The sequence below is a fragment of the Thermodesulfobacteriota bacterium genome, from assembly GCA_035325995.1.
In the GTDB taxonomy this organism is placed as follows: Bacteria; Desulfobacterota_D; UBA1144; order Nemesobacterales; family UBA2774; genus JADLGH01.
The window spans coordinates 185,584-209,107 of sequence record DAOKYU010000003.1; the positions used below are offsets into that span (position 1 = coordinate 185,584).

Genomic DNA, 23,524 nt, shown 5'->3' on the forward strand with positions numbered 1-23,524 from the left:
GGTAACGGGGGCTAATCTCCCGGGTATACGAACACCTTCCCGTCCTCTTTTCTTACAGCTACACTGGTTCCGTAGAGCGTGCTCAGGTTCTCGCCCGTTACCACTTCGGCGGCATTCCCCTCGGCGAAAACCCTTCCTTCCCTTATCATTATTATCTCGTCGAAATAGTAGAGTGCGCCGAATATGTCGTGCGTCGCCGCGATTATCAGGATACCGCGCTCGTCCCGGAGCTTCTTAAGTATGTTCATTATCTCGCTCCGGTGCCTGATGTCGAGGAACGTCGCCGGCTCGTCGAGTATCATCACCTCGGGCTCCTGGACGAGGGCGCGCGCTATGGACGCGAGCTGCCTTTCCCCGGACGAGACTTCGCTTATGAGCCGCTTTCCGAGATGCGGTATGCCGACTGTCTCCATAGCCCGACGGGCCGTTTCGATATCGCTCTCCCTTTCGAATTCGAACCTGCCGATATACGGCGCGCGGCCCATGAGTATCACTTCCGAAACTGTAAACGGAAAGGCGAATACGGGGTCCTGCGGTATGTATGCGATTTTCCGGGCGACGTCCCTCTGTCCGAGGGAGCGGAGCGGCTTTCCCCTGTAGAGCACCTCGCCCGTTTCGGGCCCGAGGGCTCCCGTCAGGAGCTTTAGCAGCGTAGATTTACCGGCGCCGTTCGCGCCGAGTATGCCGTGCATGCTCCCCTTCCCGAAAGAGAGGCTTATATCGCAGAGAATCCGCCTCGGACCGTACGAAAACCCTACCCCGCGGCATTCAATCAACGTTTCCATTTCCCTCTCCGGCTTCCGGGTGCAGGACGCCCGCCAGCACCGCTGCGCCCTCGGCTATCGTCTGGCTCGGGTGTAGGACGACGGTCGTCGGCAGTATGTAGACCTCGCCGTTCCTGACGGCCCTCGACTCGGGAAGCCCTCTCCATATTCCGAGTATCTCCTCTTCCTTGTCCGGCTGCTCGTGGTTCACTTCGATGATTACGTCGGGATCGAGCGTCAGAATCGCTTCCCTCGTGAGCTTCAGCGAGAATCTCTCGTTCTCGACGACGTTCTCGCCGCCTGCGATTTCTATGAGCTCGTTGATGTAGTTGTTCTGCCCTATGACGTAGATATCTTCGAGGGTCCCCGGGTTACGCCCGACGACGAGGAGCACCTTCTTCCTCGGGAGATTCTCCGTCTTCTTCTTTACGGCGGCGAGGCTCTCTTCGACGTGCCCCGTAACTTCCTTCGCCCTGTCTTCCCTGTTTAAAAGCCTGCCGAGGAAGTTTATAGTATCCACTATGTCGGCGACGGAATCGTTGCCGTTTACGATTACGGTCCTGAGCCCGAGGGACCGCAGCTTGCCCCCGAACATCGAGTCCTGGTCCTTCATGAGTAAAACGGCGTCGGGCCTTAGGGCGACGACCGCCTCGAAGTTCGGGTTCACCCAGCCGCCCACCTTGGGCAGATTCGCCGCCTCGGGCGGGAACTCCGAGTATATCGTCACGCCCACTATCCTGCCAAATTCCCCGAGGGCGTATACGATGTGCGTAAGGCTCGGCGAGAGAGATACTATGCGAGCGGGCGGCTCGTCCGCTGACGCCGGGAAGCACGCCAGCGCGAAGAGTATGGCCATGAGAAAAATGCGTTTGACTGCGGAAGGCATATTCTATCCGAGGAACTGCTCGAAGCGCATGTAGTTTTTAAGGTTGACGACCGACCCTGCCGGCGGCTCGTAGCCCTTCATGACGCCCGGGTGCATCGTGTGGGCGAGTATTTCGAGCCCGTCCACGACGCGCGGCCCCGGCCTGCTGAAGTAAGAGTTCGCGTCGAATACATAGGCGAGCCCGTTGGTCGTCGACGGAAGCGAAAACCACTCGTCGTTCTTCATGACGACGTCTATTTCGTCGAGCGCTTTTTCGGCGCTGAAACCGCACGGCATTATCATCGTCATGTGCGGCGAGAAATCCACGATATCCTTCCACGTCACCCTGAACGACGGCTCCCCCGGCTTTCCGAGCCCGTTCACCCCGCCCGCAATCTCGACCATCTCCGGCACCCAGTGCCCGGCCGCGTAGGGCGGGTCGAGCCATTCGAGGCAGAAGACCCTCGGCCTGTCGCGCATGGCCTCGAAGTGGTCCCTCACCTTGTCTATCCTGTGCCCGAGCTTCCCGGTTATCTCCGCGGCCGCTTGGGCCGTGCCCGTCGCTTCGCCGATTATCATTATCGATTCCAGTATCTCGCCGAGCGTCGAAGGCTCGAGTGATATTATCTCGGGCGCCCGTCCCAGGACCGAGGCCGCGTCCGTCACTTCGTTCCCCGAAACGGCGCACACCTCGCAGAGCCCCTGCGTCAGTATGAGGTCCGGCGAGGCTTCCCTGAGCGCGTCCCTGTCGATGAGATAGGTGCTCTTTCCCTCGGCGGCGTTTCTGCCGACGACCTCGTCTATCTCCCTGCTGGACAGCTTTTCAGGGTCGATGAAGCTCACGATGACCCTCGTCTTCTCGCGGGCCACGGGGGGATAGTCGCACTCGTGCGTAACTCCCGTCACGCTGTCGCCGAGGCCGAGCTCGTAGAGTATTTCCGTCGTACTTGGAAGAAAGGAGCAGATTCGCATGATATACCGCCTTTTCTCGATAATCCGGAGGGGGAGGATTTCTCCCGGTCCCCCTCCTTTAATTATCGTTGACCTGCTTTCTTTATGCAAACCGCTCGGCTATTCGAGCCCGAGCGTCGTATCGACCGAGCCAAGCTGCTCGCTTATGCCCGTGATGAAGAATATGTCCGGACCCTGGAAATCCACGCCCGGGATCCCCGGCCTGATGGCGAGGGACTGCACACCGTCGAATAAGCTCGCGCTCGGATCGTACGCCCTGATTCCCGCCGGGAACGGCGCCATGTACGGGAAGGGATCGAGCCGGTCGTTATTCGTATCTAGGACCGCTAACTGGTCCGTGTTAAAGAGAGTGGTGAAAAGGAGGTTATCCCTTATGGCGACCGGCGAGGTGCTGTTAAGTCCAGTCGTATCCGTTATCACTATGGGGTTATCGGTGCCGTTGATTACTTCTCCCGAAATCAAATCGACTTTAAGAAGCGATCCAACGAGACCGATACCCATGTACCCGAGCCCGTCCGGCGTGGCCGCGAGAGAATTAAAGAGACAGATCAGCGGGTTCTGGGCGCTGAGAGGGATGTCGATAGTATCGATTACGGTATTGGTCTGGATATTTATTACGTCTATCGACGGCGGGAATTCCGTGTTGCACGTGAATACGCCGCTATCCGGAAAATATATCGTAGCCCCGCCGTTTACGGCATACATGCTGCCCTCGAATAAAAGCATGCTTCCCGTGTTCGCCCCGGACGACTCTATAATCGTCACGAGGAGATTATTGGCGGTGTTCAATACCGTTATAAATCCGTTTCCGGCCGGATTGAAATTCGGGTCGAAGTTGTTGTTGGATACGAAGGCCTTTCCGTCGGCTATGGTGATGCCGGCGGGCTCCTCGAATGCGTTCCCCGCTATGACCTGTACCGCTTGGCAGGGCTGGGTGTCGCCGGAGTGTCCGGCCTCGACTATGAGCACTTCGCATGCCCTCGTCTGCACGTTCACGACGGCCACGCTCTGCCCGGAATAGTTAGGCACGTACGCCCGCGTATCGTCGAGGAACGCGATGTCGTAGGGGTTCGATCCCGGCGGCACGACGATTGTGCCCGCCTGGCTCGGCGGGTTCTGGTTAAGGTCGAATATCTGAATATTGTCCGAGAACCCGTTCGTGACGTAGGCCCTGTTGTCCCTGATCCTTATATTGGTGGGAATGCTCCCGAGCTGGGCCAGGTTCTGCTGGACGGAATCGGAAAGGAGCGTCACGCCTATGACGATGTCTTCCACTATAGTCCCCCCGTCGGTGACGATAACGTTAAACTCGTCGTCGGTGCTGCCCGTGAAGGTTATGGGCGGAAAGCTCTCGTCGCCCTGCCCGGAGGACGCCCCGGTCTCGCCGGTGTCGAGGTTGGTTACCTCTATAGCGCTTCCCTCGGGTACCGAGCCCACGAGCCCGCCTACCTCTATCGTTATGTTGGAGCCCGGTATCGCGGCCACGGCCAGGATATCTCCCGTGGGCACGAATCCGCCTCCGCCGCCCGATTCGTCACAGCCCGCGAGTGTGAAGCATCCGGCAACTATCAGCAATATCGAAAGTAAAGTTTTCATGTCTAAATCCTCCTCGTGGTGTATCGGTTATTTTCGTTTCAGAAATTCACTCCTGCGGTTGCGTAATAAGTCCTCCCCGGCAGCGGAAAGTCGAGCGCGTCCCTGACGTCGAGGTTATTGAAGAGGTTCTTTATCTCGAACGTGAAAAAGAGCTTCTTCCATTCCGCCTTCGCCCCGGCGTTGTATACGGTGCGGGCCGGGGTCGTCTTCGAATTCGGGAACGCGCTGACCGGTATCCTGTCCACGTAATTCGTCTCCCAGAAGAAAGAGACGTAGTCGAAGTCCAGGACCGCCCGGAGGTCGAACTTGTTCCTCGGCCTTCCGGGGAGCTGGGCCCCCGTTTCGTCTATCTCGCCGTCGAGGAACGTGTAGCCCGCGAAGAGCTCGAAGAAATCGAAAGGCTTAAGCGCCAGGCTCGCCTCCACGCCCTGCTCGTTCACGTCGCCGACGTTCCTCGGCTCTATCGTCAGAGAGCTTATGTAGACGAACATTATCAGGTCCCGGACGTGGCTTCTGAAATACGTGACTTCGAGGGCCGCCTTCGGGTGCGACAGCACGAAGCCGACGTCGAAGTCGTACGACGTCTCGGGCTTTAGGTTCGGGTTTCCGCGTATGAACCCCTCGTTCGGATAGAAGAGCTCGCCGAAGCTGGGCGCCCTGTACGACCGGCCCGCGTTGGCCTTGAACGACAGGAAATCGAACGGCGCGACGATGACCCCGAGCCTCGCCGAGACGCCCGAATCGGTGTCGGTCGTTTCGTGCCGCGTCCTCCACACGTCGTACCTCGCTATCGGGTTAATCAACAAAAGCCCGTCGAAGAGATTTATTTCGTCCCCGGCGAAAAGGCCGAGGCTGAACCTCTTCGGGTCGTCGTAGGCCTCGTTAAGAAGAATGTCCTCCCTCGCATCCAAGGCGAACGTGAATACCTGGTTATAAGGCGCGAACCACCTGAGCGTCGGGTTTATGCCGAAGGAGTAGGTCTTGCTGTGGGTGTCGAGCGGGAGGCCCACTGTCGGCTCCGGGTTCTTGTACTTCAAATCGTCGAACCTGTTGAATATGAGCACGTCGAGGCCGAAGTTCTCGTTTATGAATTTCTCCTTCGATATATTTATGCTGGTCAGGTTCCTGAGGTCCTTCTGGTTTGCGTCCGGCTGCTGGAATTCGCCGAGGCCCGGCACCCCGCAGTCGTCGTAGAAAAACTCGTTAAGGAGGCTTATCTTCCACCCGTTCCCCGGGTCGTACGTAACTTTCCCCAGCAAACTCTCGGAATGAAACTCGTTATTGATGCGCGTGAGCGTGAGGTCGTTCACCGACTTGAACTTGAAGTCGCCCTTCGACTGCGAGTGCGTGAACGATACAAGGTAGCTGAAATCGCCGACCTTCTGTGCACGCGAGGCGTTAAGGCTGAACGTCTCGTAAGAGCCGTAGGTCGCCGAGGCGAATGTGAACGGCTTTGCCGAGTCCTTCGTCACTATATTTACGACGCCGCCTATCGCGTCGCTCCCCACGAGCGCCGAGGCGCCTCCGCGAAGTACCTCGTACCTTTCGACGTAATGGACCGGGATTGTAGAAAGGTCCACCCCGCCGCCGACGGGGCTGTTCAGCCTCACGCCGTCGAGTAGCACGACCACCTGGTCGTTCGACGATCCCCTTATGGAGAGGGTCTTAAGCTGCCCGAAGCCGCCGTAGTCCCTGACGACTACTCCCGGCGAGAAGGACAGTATCTCGGAGGCCGTGTTGTACTCGCCCATGAAGCTGCCGAGCTCGAGGACGGTGGAAAAGGCGGAGGGGTAGTCGAGGGGCGGCGCCTCCGGTGCGTCTTCGACTATGACGGTTTCGAGGGTATCCCCGTCGTCCTGCCCGAACGCGGGCATGGGGATGAATATGGCAAGGAGGAATATTAAGAGTCTTTTCAATTTCGCCACCGGTTCACGAGCTTCGAACCGGGAGGCGGGTCTGTGCGAACGCCGAACATTTACCTTCTCCCCTCGAAGAAAAGTAAATTCACAGTCATAAGGCAGATGTTCTGGCTCGTAGCCTCGGGACTCCGCCGCGCCTTCCCGGAATAACCAGTGGCGTTTTTGCGGCGGACTTTAAGGACTACTCACAGCAGCGAGCGGGCTGCGCCGGATTCTCACCGGACTTCCCTTTTAAGCCTGGGCACCTTATATCCATAAATTTTAAAGAGCGAAAATAATCCCTTACATATTAACTCCTGGAGGGGCGAATTCAAGTGCCCCCGAAGCGGCTATTTGAAGCGCGGTATAATACCTTTCCCGAACGTCTCTATGCACCCCGATATGACGTCGTGCGGGGCCTGGGGGAAAACCATCCTGCAGGCTATGTATTTTATCCCGAGGGTGTCCCTGTACATCTCTATCTCCTTGACGCAGTCTTCCGGCGTGCCGATAATGAACCTGTCCTCGGCCAGGTGCTCGAAGAGGGGGTCGTCGAGCCCCGTGAGCTGCTTTCCCCTGACGAACATCCTCACCCCGAGGGTGAAGTAGTACCTGTACATATCGATGATATATTTCGTTCCGCCCTCCAGGGCTTTATCCCTGTCCGGGGAAACGAACGTCTCGCGGAGGAGTATGTGCTCGACGGCTTCGGGGTCCTTCCCCGCCTTTTTCGCCTCGTCGTTGTAATACCCGAGCGTGTCCCTCACCATGCTCACCGTCCTCCCCGGGCCTATGAGGAGCGGATAACCGAACCTCCCCGCACGCCTTATCCCGGGCTCCTCGAAAGCCCCCACGTAAAGCGGTATCGGTTTCTGGACGGGCTTCGGGGTCACCGTCGTATTCTGAAAATTAAACCTCTTGCCCTCGAACGAGAACGTCTCGCCGGAAAGCGCTTTCCCGAGAACCTCGAGCCCTTCCTCCATCCTCGACGGGCGCTGCTTCATCGAGACGCCCATGCCGTCGTACTCTTCCTTCCTGTATCCGAGGACGACCCCGAGGTCGAACCTGCCGTTCGATATGTTGTCCACGACGGCGGCGTCCTCCGCGACGCGGACGGGATTTTGAAGGGGCAGTATTATGCCGGCCGAGCCGATTCTTATACTCGACGTAACGGCCGCCATCGCCGCCGCGGCCACCGCAGGCGACGGGCAGTAGCCGTCGTCCAGGAAATGATGCTCGGATATCCACGCCGAATCGAAACCGACGCTCTCGGCGAGCCTCACCTGCCCGAGGCTGTTTTTATAGAGCTCCGGGTGGCCGTACGGGAGCTCACCGTGTGTCTGCATGCCGAATAGTCCGATGCCGAATTTCATGATATCCCTCCTGAGCGTTCTTTAGCCTGCGCACTATTATAACATCCGCTATAACATCCGCGACTTAACGGATTCCATGTAATTACACGTCTGCACGTCCGCACAAAAACGTTGCGATTCCGATGCCCATGGGTTTATAATCACAACTATTAACCATTGAGAGGTGAATAAATAATGAGTAAAGATATAAAATTCGGCCTGTCGGCCCCCATGCCCGGCGCCGACATGGACGGACTCCTTAAATTCTCGGTCCTCGCCGACGAGCTCGGGTTCGATACTGTGTGGTATCCCGACCACGTGGTTTTCGTTTCACCGACGGAAGCCCACGAGGCATGGACCATAGCGACCGCGGCGGCCATGAAAACGAAGAGCATAAAGCTCGGCACGGTTTCGGACCCGCACAGGATGCACCCCGCCGTTTTCGCGCAGAGGCTCGCGTCCATAGACCACCTGTCCGAGGGCAGGGTCACGCTCACTCTCGGCGTCGGCGAATCGATGAACCTCGACGCCTACGGCATAAAGTGGAACAAGCCCCTTTCGAGGCTGAGGGAATCGATGGAGGTCATGCAGAAGCTCTGGGCAGCGGACGGGCCGATAGATTACGAGGGCGAATTTTTCAATCTCAAGGATGCATTCCTCCAGGTAAAGCCGTACAAGAGGGACAGGATACCGATGTACATCGCGACGCACACCCCTAAAGGGCTCAGGCTCGCGGGCGAGCTCGGCGACGGGTGGCTGCCCATAGACCTTAACCCGGGCCTCTATGAGGAATATTATGGCACTATCAAGGAAAGCGCGAAAGCTGCCGGAAGGGACGAGTCCGAGATAGACCCGGCGCTATGGGTGTTCACATCGCTCGGCAACGACGAGGACGAGGCCTACAAGTCCCTCGAACCGTTCAAGTACGTCCTCGTCATGCAGGACCAGCTCAAGAAGGCGGGATACGACGTCGAAATCCCCGAGGAGTACCACGGCCTTAACTACTTCAACGTCATTCCGCAGGACGAGGCGGGGAGGCAGAAGTTCAGGCAAATAGGGCAGTTCTTCCCGAGGGAGGCGATAATAGACTTCACCATCACGGGCTCGAAGAAGGACTGCATAGCCAAGATCGAGAAGTACATAGACAAGGGCGTCAGGCACTTCGTCCTCTTTTACAGGTTCAGCCCCGACCCCGAAAATGCGCTCAGGACCTACGCGAAGGACATCATTCCTTACTTCAAGGGCTGAGCGGTCCGGCAGTATTCACCGGCGGCCCTGTAATCTATTCCTCCCCCTTCCATGGGGGAGGATGAAAACGGGGTACCCTCTATTCGGCGGGGTTATTCCGGCTCGGCCGCTGCCGCATTTTCCTTGACCGGGTCCTCGAAGTAGACGTACTTGAACAAGACGAGGTCGAGCGGGTTAGGCACGAGTCCCTTCACGTAGGGCTTTATCATGTTCTGCTGGTTAGAGACGAACATCGGGACTATCGGGACGTCGTCCTCCGTCAGTATCTTCTGGGCCTTGTCGTAAAGCTCAACCCTCTTCGCGGGGTCTGTCTCCTCGGCAGCCTTGTAGACGAGGGCGTCGTATTCCTCGTTACACCACCTGGTCCTGTTGTTCCCCGAGGTGCACGTAAATAGCGTCATGAAGTTGTGAGGGTCCGGGAAATCCGCCCCCCATCCGGCCCTGTGTATCTCGGGCGGGTCCGTGTTTATGGTGCTTAGGTAAACCTTCCATTCCTGGTTCATGAGATTCACCCCGACGCCGAGATACATCTTCCACATGCTCTGGAGCGCCTCGGCTATAACCCTGTTGCTGCTGACGTCGGGCCAGAGGAAGGATACTTCGGGGAAGCCTTTCCCGTCCGGGTACCCGGCCTCGGCGAGCCACTTCTTCGCCTGCCCGGGGTCGAAGTCTATCCCTACCTCGCCGTTATACCCGAGCATGTCGTTGGGTATCCACGACTTCGTCGTAACGCCGGCGCCCTGTATGAGGTCTACTATGCTCTGCCTGTCTATGGATGCCGCGAACGCCTTTCTGACGAGCGGGTTGTCGAAGGGCGGCTTCTCCGTGTTAAACGCTATGTAATTGGTCCTGAACATGAGCGTCGCCTTGAAATCCGGGAGGTCTTTAAGCCTCGGCACTTCGAGAGGCGGTATGCTCTTACTGTCCGCGTAGTCGAGCTCGCCGCTCTCGTATTGCGCGAGTGCCGACGAAGGATTCTCGTTCATTATTATCCTGACCTTCTCGATGCGCGGCTTTTCGCCCCGGTAGCCGCCGTTTCGCGTGAGGAGTATGTGGTCGTGGTGCTTCCACGACGTTAGCGTATAAGGGCCGAGCGTTGCGATGTTCTCGGGCTCGGTCCACCTTATCCCGTGCTCCTCGACGACGTCCTTTCGCATAGGATACGTCGCCATGAACGACAGCAGGCTCGGGAAATAAGCCGCCGGCTTCTTGAGCCTGACTTCGAGCGTACCGTCGTCCACGACCTTAATCCCGACCTTGCCGGCCTCTTTTATCCCGCCGGTGTTGTACTCCTCGGCGTTCACTATGTCGTAAAGGAAGTAAGCGTAATCCGCGCCCGTTTCGGGGTTGAGGAGCCTCTTCCACGAATACTCGAAGTCGCCCGCCGTGAGCGGCTTCCCGTCGGTCCACTTCACCCCTTCCCTTATCTTGAACGTATAGGTCTTGCCGTCGTCGCTCACAGTCCAGCTCTCGGCCAGCGCCGGGAGCGGGTGGAACTCCGCGTCGAACTGCGTAAGCCCCTCCATTATGTTGTTGAGGACGGTGTAAGAAGAGGTGTCCGTAGCCAGGGACCAGTCGAGCGAAGGGGGCTCGTTGCCGAGGTTTATGTTGATCGTGTCCCGTTTCGCCGCGCTCTCCGCGCCCTTGTCGGCGCTGCACGAGACGAGGACGAGCGCCGCGATAACAATGAGCCCGGCCGCAAGGGCGAATCTAAACCGATGGATGTTAGGGTATGAGCATGTCGTCATGCGAGGCTCTTCTCTTCGGAAATTTCGTAGGCGACGATACTTTCAGAACCGTCTATGAGCCCGGGGAAAGCGTCGGCGAATTCAAGGAAGTGGGGCTCCCTGAAATGAAGCTCCAGGTCTTCCATGCTCCGCCATCTCTCGTAGAACGTGAACGAATCGGGGTCGAACGCATCCTGCAAGAACTCGTACACTATGCATCCTTCCTCGGCCCTCGACGGCCCGATGAGGCCCCGGGCCATCTCTTTCATCCTGTCCCTCGTCTCCGGTTTTGTCCTGAATTTCGCGATGAGTATAAGCACCGGGTCTCCTTTACAAAGAAGCGTAAAAAACGTAGTATAGGCACTGCGTCCGAATTATTCAAGGATTGTAAGGGGGGAGTTACACATGTCCGACGACAAGTACAAACGCGGGGTCGAAAAACTAGAGGAAATCTCGCCTGGAGCCGCCGCCAGGACCGAGGCGAGCCTGAACGACATAGCGCCCGACATGGTGCGCTACCTGATGGAATTCGTCTTCGGTGAAATCTCCTCCCGCCCGGGCCTCGACATGAAGTCGCGCGAGATAACGGCCGTCGCGGCCCTCGCGGCCATAGGCACCGCGCCCAACCAGCTCAAGGTCCACATAAAGGGTGCACTCACATGCGGATGCACGCGCGACGAGATAGTCGAGGTGCTCATACAGGTGCTCGTTTACGCCGGTTTCCCGGCAGCGCTGACGGGCCTCAGGCTCGCGAAAGAGGTGTTCCAGGAGCTGGACGGCAAGGGCAAGGCCGGCGCCTGAGCCCTGGCCCCCTGTTGTAAGGTGGGACAGGCTCTCCTTTGCCGCCAAAAAATATTATTTTCCGCGAAATATATTCCAGCCTGTGAAATCGGAGTCCATGATATAATACAAACGTTGCCCGGATGCAGGCTTGCATGGCGCGGCAAAATCACCGGGATGGGTTTATATAATCCAGTTTGAGGAGAAACAGATGAGGGCATCAGTTATTTTGTTATCGGTAATTTTGTCTGCCGTGGTTTTGTCCGCCTGCGCAAGGCCCAAGGGCGCTACTCCGCAGGAAAAAAGGGACTTCGTCCTCAGGATGAAGGACAGGACGCTCGAAGACCTTTACGCCGCCAAGCCCTTTACGAGAGACCTCATAAAGAACGCGGCGGGATACGGCGTTTTCAGCAACATAAACACCCAGCTTCTTGTCCTTGGCTCGGGTAGCGGATACGGCGTCATCGTCGATAACGCGAACGGCAAAACGACTTACATGAAAATGGCCGAAGGCGGCGTCGGGCTCGGCGTCGCGGTCACGGACTTCAGGGAAGTGATAATCTTCAATAATCCCACCGTCATGAGACAGTTCATCAGCAGCGGGTGGGACTTCGGGGTGCAGGGCGACGCGGTCCTCAAATCCAGGACGGAGGGCGGCGGCGCGAGCGGCGAGGTTCCGTTCCAGTCGGATATAGTCATCTACCAGCTAACGAAGCAGGGTATCGCTTTAAGGACGAACGTCGGCGCCGAAAAATACTGGATAGACAGCGAGCTAAACTACTACTAGAAGCGGCCCCGGTGTTAAACCCGCCTGTTCGGATTGCGCAGGCTCGCCCTGCGTCCGGGATTACTTTACCGTTATGTCACAGAGACTTGTTCTTGCATCCTCCTCTCCGAGGAGAAAGGAGCTACTCGAATCGGTCGGCCTCTCGATCGAAGTGATAAGCCCCTCGGCCGACGAGGTCATGCACGGCGGCGAATCCCCCGGCGAATTCGCCTTGCGGGTCGCCTTCGAGAAGGCGGCGTCCGTTTCGCGCTGTCTCGGCGGTAATAGCTTCGTCCTGGGCGCGGATACGATAGTCGTCGTGGACGACGTCGTTCTCGGAAAGCCGGCGGACGAAAATGACGCCGCCCGAATGCTCGGCCTCCTCTCCGGGAGGGAGCACCACGTCCTCACGGCATTCTCGATCGTAAAGCCCCGCGAAGAGCCGCTCCACGCCGAAATCGTAAGCACTTCAGTCCGCGTAAGCCGGCTTGCGGCTTCGGAGATAGAAGGTTACATTAAGACCGGAGAGCCCATGGACAAGGCCGGTGCGTACGGCATTCAGGGCATCGGGGCATTCATGGTCGAGGGTATTACGGGGTCATACACGAATGTCGTCGGCCTCCCGGTGCCCGAGGTCTTAAGGGCCCTCACGAAGCTCGGCGCGGTACGGCTCTTTGGCAGAGATGAATCTTGAAGCCCGCATAGACGAAATCAGGAAACGTATTGAGGCGGCGGCCGTCAGGTCCGGCAGACGGGCGGAAGACGTAAAGCTCGTTGCCGTCACGAAACAGGTCGAGCCCGAGGTCATAGTCCGCGCGGCGCGATACGGGCTTCTCGCCTTCGGAGAAAATTACGCGCAGGAGCTCCGGCTCAAGCAGGAGATAGTGAACAATACGATTTACAACGCCGGCGTCGAATGGCATTTCATAGGCCGCCTCCAGAGAAACAAGGTCAAGTACCTCGTCGGGAGCGTCGCGCTTATCCACTCGCTCGATACCGTTTCGGCCGCAAGCGAGATCGACCGCCGGGCGCGCGCCGGTGACGGAATAAAAATGCCGGTCCTGGTCGAGGTTAACACAGGGGGAGAGACCAAGGGCGGGGTCGAGCCCGAGACCCTCGATGACTTTCTGAGCGAGCTTTCCGGGATGGAGGGCGTCGACGTGAGGGGGCTCATGACTATGCCTCCCTATTTCGACGATCCGGACAGCGCGAGGCCATATTTCGCGAAACTGAGGGATTTGAGAGACAAGCACTCTTCGAAGTATCAGGGCCTAAAAGAGCTGTCGATGGGCATGAGCGGGGATTTCGAAACCGCCATCGAAGAGGGGGCGACGATTGTAAGAATAGGCTCCGCGATATTCGGAAGCAGGGCATAATATTTCGGAGGGCGGAGGAACGATATGGGTAAAATAGGATTCATCGGCGGCGGGAACATGGCCGAGGCCCTCATAAAGGGCCTGATAGCGTCGGGAGCGGTCAAGAAAGGCGACATAACGGTGAGCGAGCCCGCCGATAAGAGGCGCTCCCACCTCAAGTCGGCTTACGGCGTCGCCGTCACCGGCGACAACAAGGAAGCGGCGTCCAGGTCCGACGTCGTAATCCTTTCTGTAAAGCCTAATACCATCAAAAAAGCGCTCCTCGAAATAAAGCCCCAAATTACGGCTAAAAAAATCCTCGTGTCGATAGCGGCAGGCATAACCACGGCCTCCATCGCCGCAGCCCTCAAAAAGAAGGCGAAGATAGTCCGCGTCATGCCGAACACCCCGGCCCTCGTTCAGGCGGGCGCTTCGGTGCTCTACTGTGCCCCGGGCCTGAGCCCCGAAGAGAGGGAGCAGGTGAAGAAGATATTCGAGTCCGTGGGCACGGCGGATATAGTCGAGGACGAGAAGCTCCTCGACGCCGTAACGGGGCTCAGCGGCAGCGGCCCGGCGTTCGTATCGATGTTCATCGAAGCATTGTCCGACGGCGGCGTCAAGATGGGCCTCCCCCGCCAGGTAGCGCTCGGCCTCGCCGCCCAGACCGTCTACGGCACGGCGAAGATGATAATAGACGAAGCGTCGCACCCGGCTGTGCTGAAGGACAAGGTATCCTCTCCCGGAGGCACCACCATCGAGGGCATACACAAGCTCGAAGCCGGGGGCTTCCGGGCGAACGTCATATCCGCCGTCGAGGCGGCCGCCAACCGTTCGAGGCAGCTTTCAAAGGAGGATAAATAATTGAGCGTTCTCGGTAATCTTGTCTCTGCATTAGCGACGGTTCTGGATCTGCTGCTTAACGTCTATATGTGGATTATCGTCGCGCGCGCGATAATCTCATGGGTCAGCCCGAACCCCTATAACCCGATAGTCAGCTTCCTCTACATGGCCACGGAGCCCGTCCTGAGATACGCGCGAAGGATAATACCCCCCATTGGAGGCACTCTCGACCTGTCGCCCATACTGGTGCTGGTGGCAATAGTATTTTTGAGACAGTTTCTCGTTCAATCGCTGATGCAGATAGCCAACGGACTTTAGTCAAGATGACCGACGACCCCATAACTATCGACGTTCTCGTAAAGCCCAGGTCCTCCCGGGGCGGTATAGACGGGGTCGAGGAGGGGAGGCTCAAGGTCAGGATTTCGGCCCCACCGGTCGACGGCAAGGCGAACGAGCAGCTTACCGAGATCATATCGAGCGCGCTTGGCGTCCCGAAGTCGAGCATCGAAATCATACGCGGGCGGACGTCGCGTCGAAAAACCCTTCGTGTGGCAGGCCTCACGAGGGAATTTTACGATAATTTTCTGGAGAAGCTCGCAAAATAAAACACGGAGCGCATTTCGAAAACCATGCCTGAGATAAGCGTCAACGGAACCGTTATTAACTACGCCGGAAGCGGAGAAATCGACCCCTCGCGCCCCACGGTCCTCCTCATACACGGCGCGGGGCAGAGGCTCGCCACGTGGAGGTTCCAGACGGGTCCCCTCGACGACGCGGGATGGAATTACGTTATCCCGGACCTTCCGGGGAGGGGAGGCTCCGGTGGAAAGGGCCTCCGCTCTGTCGAGGAATACAAGGATTTCGTAAAGGATTTCGCCGACGCCCTCGGCCTCGGCAAGCTCATACTCGCGGGCCATTCGATGGGGGGCGGCGTCGCGCTCAATTTCGCGCTCGACTACCCCGAAAAGGTAAAGGCGCTCGTCCTCGTCGGGACTGGGGCCCGTCTCCGCGTCGCCGGCGAAACGCTAAAGGTCGTCAAGAACAACTATCCGCTATTCTGCGACGTCTCGCCGTCGAGGTCCTTTGCCGAAACCTCTCCCGAAGAACTCAAGGAGGAGTTCAAAAACGGGCTCATCGCTACGCCGGGCGAGGTCTGTTATCACGATCTCTCGGCCTGTAACGAGTTCGACTTCATGGAGCGCGTACACGAAATAAAGGCCCCCTCCTGCATCGTCGCCGGCACGCTCGACATACTCGCGCCCGTGAAATACTCCGAATACCTGCACGAAAAGATAGAGGGCTCCGAGCTTTACGTTATCGAAGGGGCCGGACACTTCGTCATGCAGGAAAAAGCGGAGCGGTTCAACGCCGTTTTGGCGGATTTTCTCAGCCGGAACAAATAGGCGCCCGGGCCGTTCGTGAATCCATCTAACGGAAATCTCATCTATTGAAAATGTGGGCTCCTATCTATATATTAATAAATAGGGAGAGTTGCGGTTGCCGGCGATGGGCGGCAACAATAAGGACTGAGGTAAGTCGGGTGAGATTAATCTTATTATTGCTTATATCCATGTTCTTCGCCGGGACCGAAGCGGAGTCCATAGCGCTCGATTACGAGCAGGGAAATCCGGAAGTCACGTACGAATTGGGCCCGAAAGCCTATTGCTATAACTATACCTTTATAGACGCCGACGAAATCGCGGCTACTCTCGAGCCCTCGCCGGACGAGTACGAAATCACGCCGCTTGGTTTGGACATACTCTACGACAATAAACTCAACGTCTGTAAGCCCTACGGCAAGACGCTGATTTCCTCGCTCGGTATGAACACACCGTCCGGCGGTCTTGTGTCTTATGAAGAGCCCGTTCTTACCGGGCCCCAGGTTTCTTTCGTCGAGGATACGAATCCTTTCGACGGCATAACGTCGAAGCAGACCGTATTCTACGGCGGCGTTGTGCCGTTTGTCGCGATTCCCGACAACATCCTCGACAACGAGGACTCCTTCTTCAACGGAGAGAGCTTCTCGTTCTTCCTCTATTTCAAGACAAAGTTCTGATTGCCGCCGGCCAGCCGCGTGCGACGGACTCCGCTAAAACCCCCTGTAGGCCATAAATCCCCCTCAGGATGGTGTCCCTTTACTCGCACGGCTACTTTGTTAAAATAGATTCAACTAACTTCAGGGGGAAAAATCACATGAAAATTGCACTCTTGGGCGGTACGGGCGACATAGCCGAGGGGCTCGTCCTCAGGTGGTCCAGGGCGGGGCACGAAATCTTCATCGGCTCCAGGAGCGACGAGAAGGCAAAGGGCATCGCAGACGAATACCAGGCCAAGCTCAGGGAGCTCGGAATCGATTCAACGATCCACGGCATGGCGAACGCCGAAGCGGCGAAGGAGGCTGAGGTCATCATTATCAGCATCCCTCCCGAATATGCTGCGGCTACAATATCGCAGGTCAGGGACAGCATCTCGGACCAGGTAGTAGTAACTCCGGTCGTATCCATGAAGCGCGAGGGGAAGACCTTCCTCTTCAATCCCCCGGCGCAGGGCTCTTCCGCGCTCGAAATCAGGGAAGCGCTCCCTGAAACCGCGAAGCTCGTCTCGGCCTACCACAACCTCCCGGCCAGGGAGCTCAGCGAGATAGACCGCGAGCTCGACTACGACGTCGTAATCTGCGGCGACGACGATGCCGCCAAGGAAATCGTCAAGAAGCTCACGGAGGATATGCCGAAGCTGAGGGTTCTCGACGCCGGCGGGCTCGAAGTCTCCGCGATGATAGAGGCGATGACCCCTCTCATCGTGAACCTCAACGTAAGGTATAAACCCCGGCATTTTTCTGTAAAGTTCGTTTAAGAACTCCGAAGGCGGGGAGGCGGCCGGGAAGGCCGTCTCCCATACTACCGGCTACTCGCCCACTATCTGGACTATTATCTCTCTCGACCGCGACCTGTTGTCGAAGTCGACGAGCACTATCTGCTGCCACGTCCCGAGTAAAAGCTCGGAGGAAACGAAGGGCACCGTGAGCGACGCGCCCTGGATAGCGGCCCTTACGTGCGAGTGGCCGTTTCCGTCGCCCCACCTCGCGTTGTGGTGGTAGTGAATATCCCTGGGCGCTAACCGCCCCCACGCCTCCCTGAGGTCCCTCAAAGCGCCGCCCTCGTACTCTATCGTCGTGACGCCCGCGGTGGAGCCCGGGACGAATACGGTTGCTATGCTTGAAGATACGCCCGACTCGGCGACGCACCTTTCAACCTCCCGCGTAACATCGACGACGTCCGTATTCCCCTGCGTCGTGAGTTTTATGGTTTTTGTAACGACAGCCATTTCCGCCTCCTATAGTAGCTTAAGCTGCGCCGGCTTGTGGAGAGCCGCCGCGTCGAACCCCTTTTTCCTGAGCGCCTGCGCGAACTCGAGCGCGCGGCCGTACGCGAGATAAACCTTCCCCGGCCTCACGAGCTCGACCATCTGCACGAGCTCGTCGAAGCCGGCCCGCGTCGAAAACAAAAAGGCCTCGTCGGCCCCGTACGCCTTCATTAAATCCGCCCTCTCGCCGGGGGAGAACTCCGCGATCACCGCCGCCCTCTTTCGAGGCAGCTTTTCGAGCCCTGCCCGGGGCCCCTTCCCGAGGGGGAACATAACCACCCTTCCTTCTGCGCGCCCCGGTTTGTACGCCTCGTAATTCGAAATTTCCACGCCGAGCTCTTCGTATATTTTCATTGTCTCATAGATTGACTTCCGGAGCGAGAGCGTGAATCCCTCGTCCGATAACATCTTCGCGAGCTCTGGGGCTTTACCCGGAGACTCGGCGAGCAGCACGGGCACGTCGCCCGCCGATATCGCCCCGCGTACGAATTCCACTATTTCCCCGGCGACCTTGTGCCTGGGCGGGAACGAATATTCCGGTGCGGCGTACGTGCATTTCAAAACGAGCACGTCGCATTTTCTCACCAGCGCGGGTCTCGCGGTGCGCAGATTACCGAGGCATATATCCCCGGCGTAAATAACCGTCGTTCCGTCCTTCTCCACGCATATCTGTGACGAGCCGAGCATCGAACCCGAAGATATCAGCTCGACGCGCGCGCTCCCGAGCGAAAACGGCCTCTCGTAAGGGCACGCGAGCGCGGCCGGATTCTTAATCCTGCCTTCGAGGAGCCTTATGGTCTCGGGGGTGGCGATGATTTTCTCTGAATTGAAGGGGCCCTCGACGGCGGCGCTCGATACGAAGGACAGCTCTCTCTTCCTTCCCGAATCGAACCAGAGGTCCGTGCCCTTGAGATGAATCCCTTTGTCGTACTCTATCATGGGAGTCAGGTGCTAGTCTACTTCGGGACGGGGCTTTTTCAAGCCCCGGTTCCGCGTCTTTTTTTCACAGATTACCGCCGGCCGAAAAGCGGCTTTTTGTTGACAAAAGTTCGGTGAAACGGTGATACTTCTAAACTCCTCCCGCCGGAGGCGCCTTCAGGAAAATTCCTGACACACATTATATAGACCAGAGGGAGTTATACGTATGGACAAGACCGAAAAGATGTTAAAGGAGCTCACCGAGGCGAGCGGCATACCCGGATACGAAACCGAAATACGCGGCATCATGCGGAGGCATTTAAAGGCCCTGGGCAGGATAAGCCAGGACAACATGGGGAGCCTCATCTGCGAGAAGCCCGGGAAGTCCCCCGCGCCCGGGATCATGCTCGCGGGCCACATGGACGAGATAGGTTTCATGGTGAAGCACATAGCGTCGGACGGGTTCATAAGGTTCACGACCCTAGGCGGCTGGTGGGATCACGTCCTCCTGGGGCAGAGGGTGTCTATAATCACGCGTAAGGGTGAGGTCGTGGGCGTCATAGGCGCGAAGCCGCCGCATCTCCTTTCACAGGACGAGCGCGGAAAGCTCGTTCAGCGGAAGAACATGTATATCGACATAGGCGCGTCGTCCGAGGAAGACGTCGAGAAGGCCGGCGTAAGGGTCGGCGACCCGATAGTCCCCGTAAGCGAGTTCACTGTGCTCGCCAATCCGAAGACCTACATGTCGAAGGCCTTCGACGACCGCGTCGGCTGCGGGGTGATGCTGTCGGCGATGCAGTCCCTGCCCTCCGGCAAGCATCCGAACACGGTCTACGGCGTCGCCACCGTTCAGGAAGAGGTCGGAGTACGCGGCGCCACGACGAGCGTCGAGATGGTAAGCCCGGACGTGGCCATAATACTCGAATCGGACATCGCCGGCGACGTGCCCGGAATAAAGCCGGACGAATCCTCGACCAAGCTCACGGGCGGCCCGTCGCTACTTCTCTACGACGCCCGCATGATACCGAACCTCAAACTTAGGGACCTTGTCATCGACACCGCCAAGAAATCGAAGATACCGCTTCAGTTCACGACGATGGAGGGAGGGGCGACGGACGGCTCCGTGATCCACCTCCACAAATACGGCGTCCCGACCGTCGTCCTCGGCGTCCCGACGCGCCACATACACAGCCACAACTCCATAATCCACAGGGACGATTTCGACAACACCGTAAAGCTCGTAAACGCCGTCCTACAGAAGCTCGATAAAAAGACGGTGGACGATATTAAATCGTTCGCATAAGAGCGTAAGGGCTACGGTGCGTCCCGGAATATGAGTAATTCGGGCAGGTTACGAGGGCCTGTTCGGTAAATCCAAATAGCAGGTAAACTTATATTCCACCTTGAAATCCATCAAGATTACCGGCGCGAGGGAGCATAACCTGAAGGATATTTCCCTCAGCCTCCCCAGAAGAAAGCTCGTCGTCATAACCGGTGTAAGCGGCTCCGGGAAGTCCTCCCTCGCCTTCGATACGCTGTTCGCCGAGGGCCAGAGGAGATACATGGAGTCCCTCTCCGCATACGCGAGGCAGTTCGTCGACAAGATAGACAAGCCCGACGTCGATTCCATCGAAGGGCTTTCGCCGTCGGTGTCCGTCGATCAGAAGACATTCCAGCGTAACCCGCGCTCGACGGTTGGCACGATCACGGAAATCTACGATTTCCTCCGGCTCCTCTACGCCCGGCTCGGAAAGCCGCACTGTCCCGACTGCGGCATTGAGATAACGGCGCAGAGCCTCGATCGAATGATAGAGCGCGTCTCGGGCCTCGGCGACGGGGAGAGGGTCTACATGTACTCCCCGATAATACGGGGCAGGAAGGGCGAGTACAAAAAGGAGCTCGACGACCTCAGGCGCGAGGGATTTTTGAGGGTCAGGATAGACGGCGAGGTGCGCGACCTCGACGAGGAGATAAAGCTCGAACGCCGGAAGAAGCACACGATAGAGCTGCTCGTGGACGTGATAGCCCTTCGCGATGGAGAGCGCACCGAAAGAATCGCCGGTTCCCTCAGGCTTGCTCTCAGGCGCTCGGGCGGCGTGGTCAGGGTCGAAACCGCATCCGGACAGGGCATGACGCTCAGTGACAAGTTCGCATGCTCCCAGTGCGGGATGAGCTATCCGGAAATTTCGCCGCGCCTCTTTTCGTTCAACAGCCCCTATGGCTCGTGCCCGGAATGTCAGGGCATGGGCGAGACGTGGTTCTGCGACCCCGAGCTCTTCATCGACGAGGAGCTCTCGCTCGAAGAGGGCGCGGTCATACCGTGGAGCGGCTCAAGCTACTTTAAAAACATCCTCGAAAACGTCGCCGCGCACTACGGTATCGATATGACTGTCCCGTTCAAAAAGCTCCCGGCGAAGGCGAAAAAGATCATCATAAACGGCTCGGGCGGCGAAGACATCGTCTACAAGAGGGAAAGGAATGGGAGGACGATAAAGCACCGGGACGAATACAGCGGCGTCGCCGCGATACTCACGGCATGGTACACCGAAACCGATTCCCCGCCGGTCAGGGAAAAGCTGGCGCAGTTCATGCGGACGACAGTCTGCCCGGCCTGTAACGGCTCACGCCTCAGGAAAGAGGCCCTTTCGGTGCTTATAGAGGGCAGGTCTATATACGGCGTGGCATCGATGTCGGCGTTAAAGGCCCTTGAATTCATTGGCAATCTGAGCCTCACGCCGCGCGAAAAGGCCATAGGCGAAAGGGTGGTCACCGAGATCGTCTCCCGCCTCACGTTCCTGACGGAGGTCGGGCTCGGGTACCTGACGCTCGACCGCACGGCGCCGTCGCTCTCGGGCGGCGAGGCCCAGAGGATAAGGCTCGCGACGCAGGTGGGCTCGAAGCTAACGGGCATAACATACGTCCTCGACGAGCCGACGATAGGCCTCCATCCGAGGGACAACAGGCGGCTCATCGACACGCTCAAATCCCTCCGCGACATCGGCAACACCGTCATCGTCGTCGAGCACGACGAGGAGACGATAAGGAGCGCCGACTTCATCGTCGATATAGGCCCCGGGGCGGGTGAGAAGGGCGGCTGGATAGTGGCCGAGGGCGGCGTGGACGACATTATCAAAAAGCGCGGCTCGCTCACGGGCGGCTATCTCTCGGGCGACATCACCATCCCCGTCCCCGTGACGCGGCGGCAGCCGAAGGGGTATATAAAAATCGAAGGGGCTTCCGAGCACAACCTGAAAAACATAGACGTCCCTTTCCCGCTCGGCGTCTTCACGTGCGTGACGGGCGTATCGGGCTCGGGCAAAAGCACACTCGTCATCGACACCCTATATAACGCCCTCGGCAAGAAGCTTTACAGGAGCAAGGAATACGTCGGGAGGCACGAGAAGCTCACGGGCGACGAGGGCATAGATAAAGTCGTCAACGTCGAGCAGACGCCGATAGGCCGGACGCCGAGGTCGAACCCCGCGACTTATACGGGAATATTCACGCCGATAAGGGACCTCTTCGCGATGCTGCCGCAGGCGAACATAAAAGGATACAAGCCCGGACGGTTCAGCTTCAACGTCAGGGAAGGGCGTTGCCCCGTCTGCCTCGGCCACGGCGTCGTCAAGATAGAGATGCATTTCCTTCCCGACGTCTACGTTACCTGCGAAAGGTGCGGCGGGAACAGATATAATTCCGAAACCCTCGAAGTTAAGTATAATGGTAAAAACATCGCGGAGGTTCTGGACATGACCGTCAGCGAGGCGGCCGAATTTTTCAGGAACGTCCCGCATATAAAATCGAAGCTCGACGTGCTCGAAGCGGTGGGCCTCGAATACATAAGGCTCGGCCAGCCGGCGACGACGCTTTCGGGCGGCGAGGCGCAGCGCATAAAACTCTCCCGCGAGCTTTCGCGGCGCGCCACCGGAAAAACGCTATACATCCTCGACGAGCCGACGATAGGGCTTCACTTCGACGACGTCAGGAAGCTCATCGACGTCCTTCAGAGGCTGACGGACATGGGAAACACCGCGATAGTTATAGAGCACAATCTCGACGTGATAAAATCAGCGGATCACATCATAGACATGGGCCCGGAGGGCGGCGAGGCCGGCGGCTACGTCGTGGCCGAAGGGACGCCCGAGGAGGTCGCGGCGAATAAAACGTCGAGCACGGGCTCCTTTCTCAGGGAAATACTCGCACCACAGAGGATACGCGGCAAGGGAATGAATTAATTGGATCTTATACAGTCGATAATCCTTGGGGCGGTGCAGGGTATAACGGAATTCCTTCCGATAAGCAGCACTGCGCACCTCGTCCTCGTTCCGTGGTTTCTCTCGTGGCAGGACGAGGGGCTTCCGTTCAACGTCGCGCTCCACGTCGGGAGCCTCGTCGCCATAATCTTCTTCTTCTGGCGCGACTGGGCCGTCATTATAGACGAGTTCGTAAGGAGCGTATTCAAGGGAAGCTTCGAGGGCCGTCCGAACGGAAGAATCGGCGTTTATCTCTTAATCGCGACCGTGCCAGGGGGGCTCGCCGGGCTCGTCTTCGAGGAGCAGGCGGCCGGCATTCTCCGAAACCCGCTCTCGATAGCCTTTTTCCTGTCCCTCTTCGCGATACTCCTTTACCTCTCCGACAGGTTCTCGAAAAAAAGAAAGTCCGTCGCCGACATGAACGTCACGGACTGCATTATCATAGGCCTTTCGCAGGCCCTCGCGATAATCCCGGGAGTATCCCGCTCGGGCGTCACTATAACGGGCGCGATGATGAGGGGATTCAGGCGCGACGAGGCCGCAAAATTCTCGTTCCTCATGGCCGCCCCGCTCATAGCCGGCGCCGGGGTCTTCGAAGTCCGGCATCTCGATCTCTCCGCCGTCACGAGCACGCCGTTCGTGGCCGGCTTTCTGGCCTCGGCGGTCTTCGCGTTCCTCGCGATAAAATTCCTCCTCGGATTCGTAAGAAACGCCAGCTACACCGTCTTCGTCATATACAGGCTGGTCCTCGCCGTGGTCATGGCCTTTTTCTATCTTTACAAGGGATAGTTGAGCGATCTCACTTTACATAGACTTACCCGGGAGTA

24 protein-coding genes and 1 riboswitch are annotated in these 23,524 nt (G+C 58.0%); of the genes, 14 read left to right on the plus strand and 10 right to left on the minus strand.

What is annotated here, in order from left to right:
* Positions 1-11: 11 nt before the first annotated feature.
* The 6 genes from PKC29_05645 to PKC29_05670 all read right to left on the minus strand — a co-directional run bounded on the left by PKC29_05645 (position 12) and on the right by PKC29_05670 (position 7,468).
* Positions 12-785 carry an ABC transporter ATP-binding protein gene (locus PKC29_05645; GenBank protein ID HML94893.1) on the minus strand — a complete coding sequence of 258 codons (774 nt, stop codon included), beginning with the start codon at positions 783-785 and terminating at the stop codon, positions 12-14.
* The gene (locus PKC29_05650) at positions 769-1,650 is read right to left on the minus strand and encodes an ABC transporter substrate-binding protein (protein HML94894.1); all 882 of its coding nucleotides are present in this window, start codon (positions 1,648-1,650) and stop codon (positions 769-771) included. The genes PKC29_05645 and PKC29_05650 overlap by 17 nt, the downstream gene beginning before the upstream one ends.
* A gap of 3 nt (positions 1,651-1,653) precedes the next feature.
* Positions 1,654-2,601 carry a cobalamin-binding protein gene (locus PKC29_05655; GenBank protein ID HML94895.1) on the minus strand — a complete coding sequence of 316 codons (948 nt, stop codon included), beginning with the start codon at positions 2,599-2,601 and terminating at the stop codon, positions 1,654-1,656.
* A gap of 99 nt (positions 2,602-2,700) precedes the next feature.
* The gene (locus PKC29_05660; protein HML94896.1) at positions 2,701-4,197 is read right to left on the minus strand and encodes a hypothetical protein; all 1,497 of its coding nucleotides are present in this window, start codon (positions 4,195-4,197) and stop codon (positions 2,701-2,703) included.
* 38 nt (positions 4,198-4,235) lie between these two features.
* Complete coding sequence (locus PKC29_05665; GenBank protein ID HML94897.1) at positions 4,236-6,113, minus strand: TonB-dependent receptor; 1,878 nt, start codon at positions 6,111-6,113, stop codon at positions 4,236-4,238.
* Between the two features lie 82 nt (positions 6,114-6,195).
* A riboswitch (cobalamin riboswitch) is annotated at positions 6,196-6,380 on the minus strand.
* Between the two features lie 65 nt (positions 6,381-6,445).
* Complete coding sequence (locus PKC29_05670) at positions 6,446-7,468, minus strand: LLM class flavin-dependent oxidoreductase (GenBank protein ID HML94898.1); 1,023 nt, start codon at positions 7,466-7,468, stop codon at positions 6,446-6,448.
* A 174-nt stretch (positions 7,469-7,642) separates the two neighbouring features.
* On the opposite strand from PKC29_05670, the gene PKC29_05675 reads away from it, so the two are divergent.
* Complete coding sequence (locus PKC29_05675; GenBank protein HML94899.1) at positions 7,643-8,695, plus strand: LLM class flavin-dependent oxidoreductase; 1,053 nt, start codon at positions 7,643-7,645, stop codon at positions 8,693-8,695.
* Between the two features lie 92 nt (positions 8,696-8,787).
* Here PKC29_05675 and PKC29_05680 read toward each other — a convergent pair whose 3' ends face one another.
* Together PKC29_05680 and PKC29_05685 are read right to left on the minus strand one after the other, a co-directional pair.
* The gene (locus PKC29_05680; GenBank protein HML94900.1) at positions 8,788-10,443 is read right to left on the minus strand and encodes a peptide ABC transporter substrate-binding protein; all 1,656 of its coding nucleotides are present in this window, start codon (positions 10,441-10,443) and stop codon (positions 8,788-8,790) included.
* The gene (locus tag PKC29_05685) at positions 10,440-10,742 is read right to left on the minus strand and encodes a putative quinol monooxygenase (protein HML94901.1); all 303 of its coding nucleotides are present in this window, start codon (positions 10,740-10,742) and stop codon (positions 10,440-10,442) included. The genes PKC29_05680 and PKC29_05685 overlap by 4 nt, the downstream gene beginning before the upstream one ends.
* A gap of 85 nt (positions 10,743-10,827) precedes the next feature.
* Between PKC29_05685 and PKC29_05690 the strand changes: the two genes are divergently transcribed.
* The 10 genes from PKC29_05690 to npdG all read left to right on the plus strand — a co-directional run bounded on the left by PKC29_05690 (position 10,828) and on the right by npdG (position 17,016).
* Complete coding sequence (locus tag PKC29_05690) at positions 10,828-11,223, plus strand: carboxymuconolactone decarboxylase family protein (protein HML94902.1); 396 nt, start codon at positions 10,828-10,830, stop codon at positions 11,221-11,223.
* Positions 11,224-11,413: 190 nt separating this feature from the next.
* Positions 11,414-11,989 carry a hypothetical protein gene (locus tag PKC29_05695; protein ID HML94903.1) on the plus strand — a complete coding sequence of 192 codons (576 nt, stop codon included), beginning with the start codon at positions 11,414-11,416 and terminating at the stop codon, positions 11,987-11,989.
* A gap of 73 nt (positions 11,990-12,062) precedes the next feature.
* Positions 12,063-12,662 carry a Maf family protein gene (locus tag PKC29_05700; GenBank protein HML94904.1) on the plus strand — a complete coding sequence of 200 codons (600 nt, stop codon included), beginning with the start codon at positions 12,063-12,065 and terminating at the stop codon, positions 12,660-12,662.
* Complete coding sequence (locus PKC29_05705) at positions 12,652-13,344, plus strand: YggS family pyridoxal phosphate-dependent enzyme (GenBank protein HML94905.1); 693 nt, start codon at positions 12,652-12,654, stop codon at positions 13,342-13,344. The genes PKC29_05700 and PKC29_05705 overlap by 11 nt, the downstream gene beginning before the upstream one ends.
* A gap of 24 nt (positions 13,345-13,368) precedes the next feature.
* Positions 13,369-14,184, plus strand: coding sequence for a pyrroline-5-carboxylate reductase (gene proC / locus PKC29_05710; protein HML94906.1), 816 nt, complete (start codon positions 13,369-13,371; stop codon positions 14,182-14,184).
* Positions 14,185-14,481, plus strand: coding sequence for a YggT family protein (locus tag PKC29_05715; protein ID HML94907.1), 297 nt, complete (start codon positions 14,185-14,187; stop codon positions 14,479-14,481).
* A 5-nt stretch (positions 14,482-14,486) separates the two neighbouring features.
* Positions 14,487-14,768 carry a DUF167 domain-containing protein gene (locus PKC29_05720; GenBank protein HML94908.1) on the plus strand — a complete coding sequence of 94 codons (282 nt, stop codon included), beginning with the start codon at positions 14,487-14,489 and terminating at the stop codon, positions 14,766-14,768.
* Between the two features lie 24 nt (positions 14,769-14,792).
* Complete coding sequence (locus PKC29_05725; protein HML94909.1) at positions 14,793-15,566, plus strand: alpha/beta hydrolase; 774 nt, start codon at positions 14,793-14,795, stop codon at positions 15,564-15,566.
* A gap of 137 nt (positions 15,567-15,703) precedes the next feature.
* On the plus strand, positions 15,704-16,219 hold the full coding sequence (locus PKC29_05730) for a hypothetical protein (protein HML94910.1): 516 nt from the start codon (positions 15,704-15,706) through the stop codon (positions 16,217-16,219).
* Between the two features lie 137 nt (positions 16,220-16,356).
* The gene (gene npdG / locus PKC29_05735) at positions 16,357-17,016 is read left to right on the plus strand and encodes an NADPH-dependent F420 reductase (protein ID HML94911.1); all 660 of its coding nucleotides are present in this window, start codon (positions 16,357-16,359) and stop codon (positions 17,014-17,016) included.
* A gap of 51 nt (positions 17,017-17,067) precedes the next feature.
* Here npdG and PKC29_05740 read toward each other — a convergent pair whose 3' ends face one another.
* Together PKC29_05740 and PKC29_05745 are read right to left on the minus strand one after the other, a co-directional pair.
* Positions 17,068-17,487 carry a secondary thiamine-phosphate synthase enzyme YjbQ gene (locus tag PKC29_05740; protein ID HML94912.1) on the minus strand — a complete coding sequence of 140 codons (420 nt, stop codon included), beginning with the start codon at positions 17,485-17,487 and terminating at the stop codon, positions 17,068-17,070.
* 9 nt (positions 17,488-17,496) lie between these two features.
* Complete coding sequence (locus PKC29_05745) at positions 17,497-18,465, minus strand: MBL fold metallo-hydrolase (protein ID HML94913.1); 969 nt, start codon at positions 18,463-18,465, stop codon at positions 17,497-17,499.
* Positions 18,466-18,670: 205 nt separating this feature from the next.
* On the opposite strand from PKC29_05745, the gene PKC29_05750 reads away from it, so the two are divergent.
* The 3 genes from PKC29_05750 to PKC29_05760 all read left to right on the plus strand — a co-directional run bounded on the left by PKC29_05750 (position 18,671) and on the right by PKC29_05760 (position 23,486).
* On the plus strand, positions 18,671-19,747 hold the full coding sequence (locus PKC29_05750) for a M42 family metallopeptidase (protein HML94914.1): 1,077 nt from the start codon (positions 18,671-18,673) through the stop codon (positions 19,745-19,747).
* A gap of 100 nt (positions 19,748-19,847) precedes the next feature.
* Positions 19,848-22,679, plus strand: coding sequence for an excinuclease ABC subunit UvrA (gene uvrA, locus PKC29_05755; protein HML94915.1), 2,832 nt, complete (start codon positions 19,848-19,850; stop codon positions 22,677-22,679).
* Positions 22,680-23,486, plus strand: coding sequence for an undecaprenyl-diphosphate phosphatase (locus tag PKC29_05760; GenBank protein ID HML94916.1), 807 nt, complete (start codon positions 22,680-22,682; stop codon positions 23,484-23,486). It begins immediately after the preceding gene.
* Positions 23,487-23,524 lie beyond the last annotated feature (38 nt).

What these genes read in the sequence shown, in the direction of transcription:
- PKC29_05655 (HML94895.1), bottom strand. Translation starts at nt 2,601, where the DNA reads ATGCGAATCTGCTCCTTTCTTCCAAGTACGACGGAAATACTCTACGAG.
- PKC29_05670 (HML94898.1), bottom strand. Translation starts at nt 7,468, where the DNA reads ATGAAATTCGGCATCGGACTATTCGGCATGCAGACACACGGTGAGCTC.
- PKC29_05720 (HML94908.1), top strand. Translation starts at nt 14,487, where the DNA reads ATGACCGACGACCCCATAACTATCGACGTTCTCGTAAAGCCCAGGTCC.
- PKC29_05745 (HML94913.1), bottom strand. Translation starts at nt 18,465, where the DNA reads ATGATAGAGTACGACAAAGGGATTCATCTCAAGGGCACGGACCTCTGG.
- PKC29_05750 (HML94914.1), top strand. Translation starts at nt 18,671, where the DNA reads ATGGACAAGACCGAAAAGATGTTAAAGGAGCTCACCGAGGCGAGCGGC.
- proC (HML94906.1), top strand. Translation starts at nt 13,369, where the DNA reads ATGGGTAAAATAGGATTCATCGGCGGCGGGAACATGGCCGAGGCCCTC.
- PKC29_05660 (HML94896.1), bottom strand. Translation starts at nt 4,197, where the DNA reads ATGAAAACTTTACTTTCGATATTGCTGATAGTTGCCGGATGCTTCACA.
- npdG (HML94911.1), top strand. Translation starts at nt 16,357, where the DNA reads ATGAAAATTGCACTCTTGGGCGGTACGGGCGACATAGCCGAGGGGCTC.
- PKC29_05645 (HML94893.1), bottom strand. Translation starts at nt 785, where the DNA reads ATGGAAACGTTGATTGAATGCCGCGGGGTAGGGTTTTCGTACGGTCCG.
- PKC29_05725 (HML94909.1), top strand. Translation starts at nt 14,793, where the DNA reads ATGCCTGAGATAAGCGTCAACGGAACCGTTATTAACTACGCCGGAAGC.
- PKC29_05695 (HML94903.1), top strand. Translation starts at nt 11,414, where the DNA reads ATGAGGGCATCAGTTATTTTGTTATCGGTAATTTTGTCTGCCGTGGTT.
- PKC29_05705 (HML94905.1), top strand. Translation starts at nt 12,652, where the DNA reads ATGAATCTTGAAGCCCGCATAGACGAAATCAGGAAACGTATTGAGGCG.
- PKC29_05650 (HML94894.1), bottom strand. Translation starts at nt 1,650, where the DNA reads ATGCCTTCCGCAGTCAAACGCATTTTTCTCATGGCCATACTCTTCGCG.
- PKC29_05690 (HML94902.1), top strand. Translation starts at nt 10,828, where the DNA reads ATGTCCGACGACAAGTACAAACGCGGGGTCGAAAAACTAGAGGAAATC.
- PKC29_05680 (HML94900.1), bottom strand. Translation starts at nt 10,443, where the DNA reads ATGACGACATGCTCATACCCTAACATCCATCGGTTTAGATTCGCCCTT.
- PKC29_05740 (HML94912.1), bottom strand. Translation starts at nt 17,487, where the DNA reads ATGGCTGTCGTTACAAAAACCATAAAACTCACGACGCAGGGGAATACG.
- PKC29_05675 (HML94899.1), top strand. Translation starts at nt 7,643, where the DNA reads ATGAGTAAAGATATAAAATTCGGCCTGTCGGCCCCCATGCCCGGCGCC.
- PKC29_05700 (HML94904.1), top strand. Translation starts at nt 12,063, where the DNA reads ATGTCACAGAGACTTGTTCTTGCATCCTCCTCTCCGAGGAGAAAGGAG.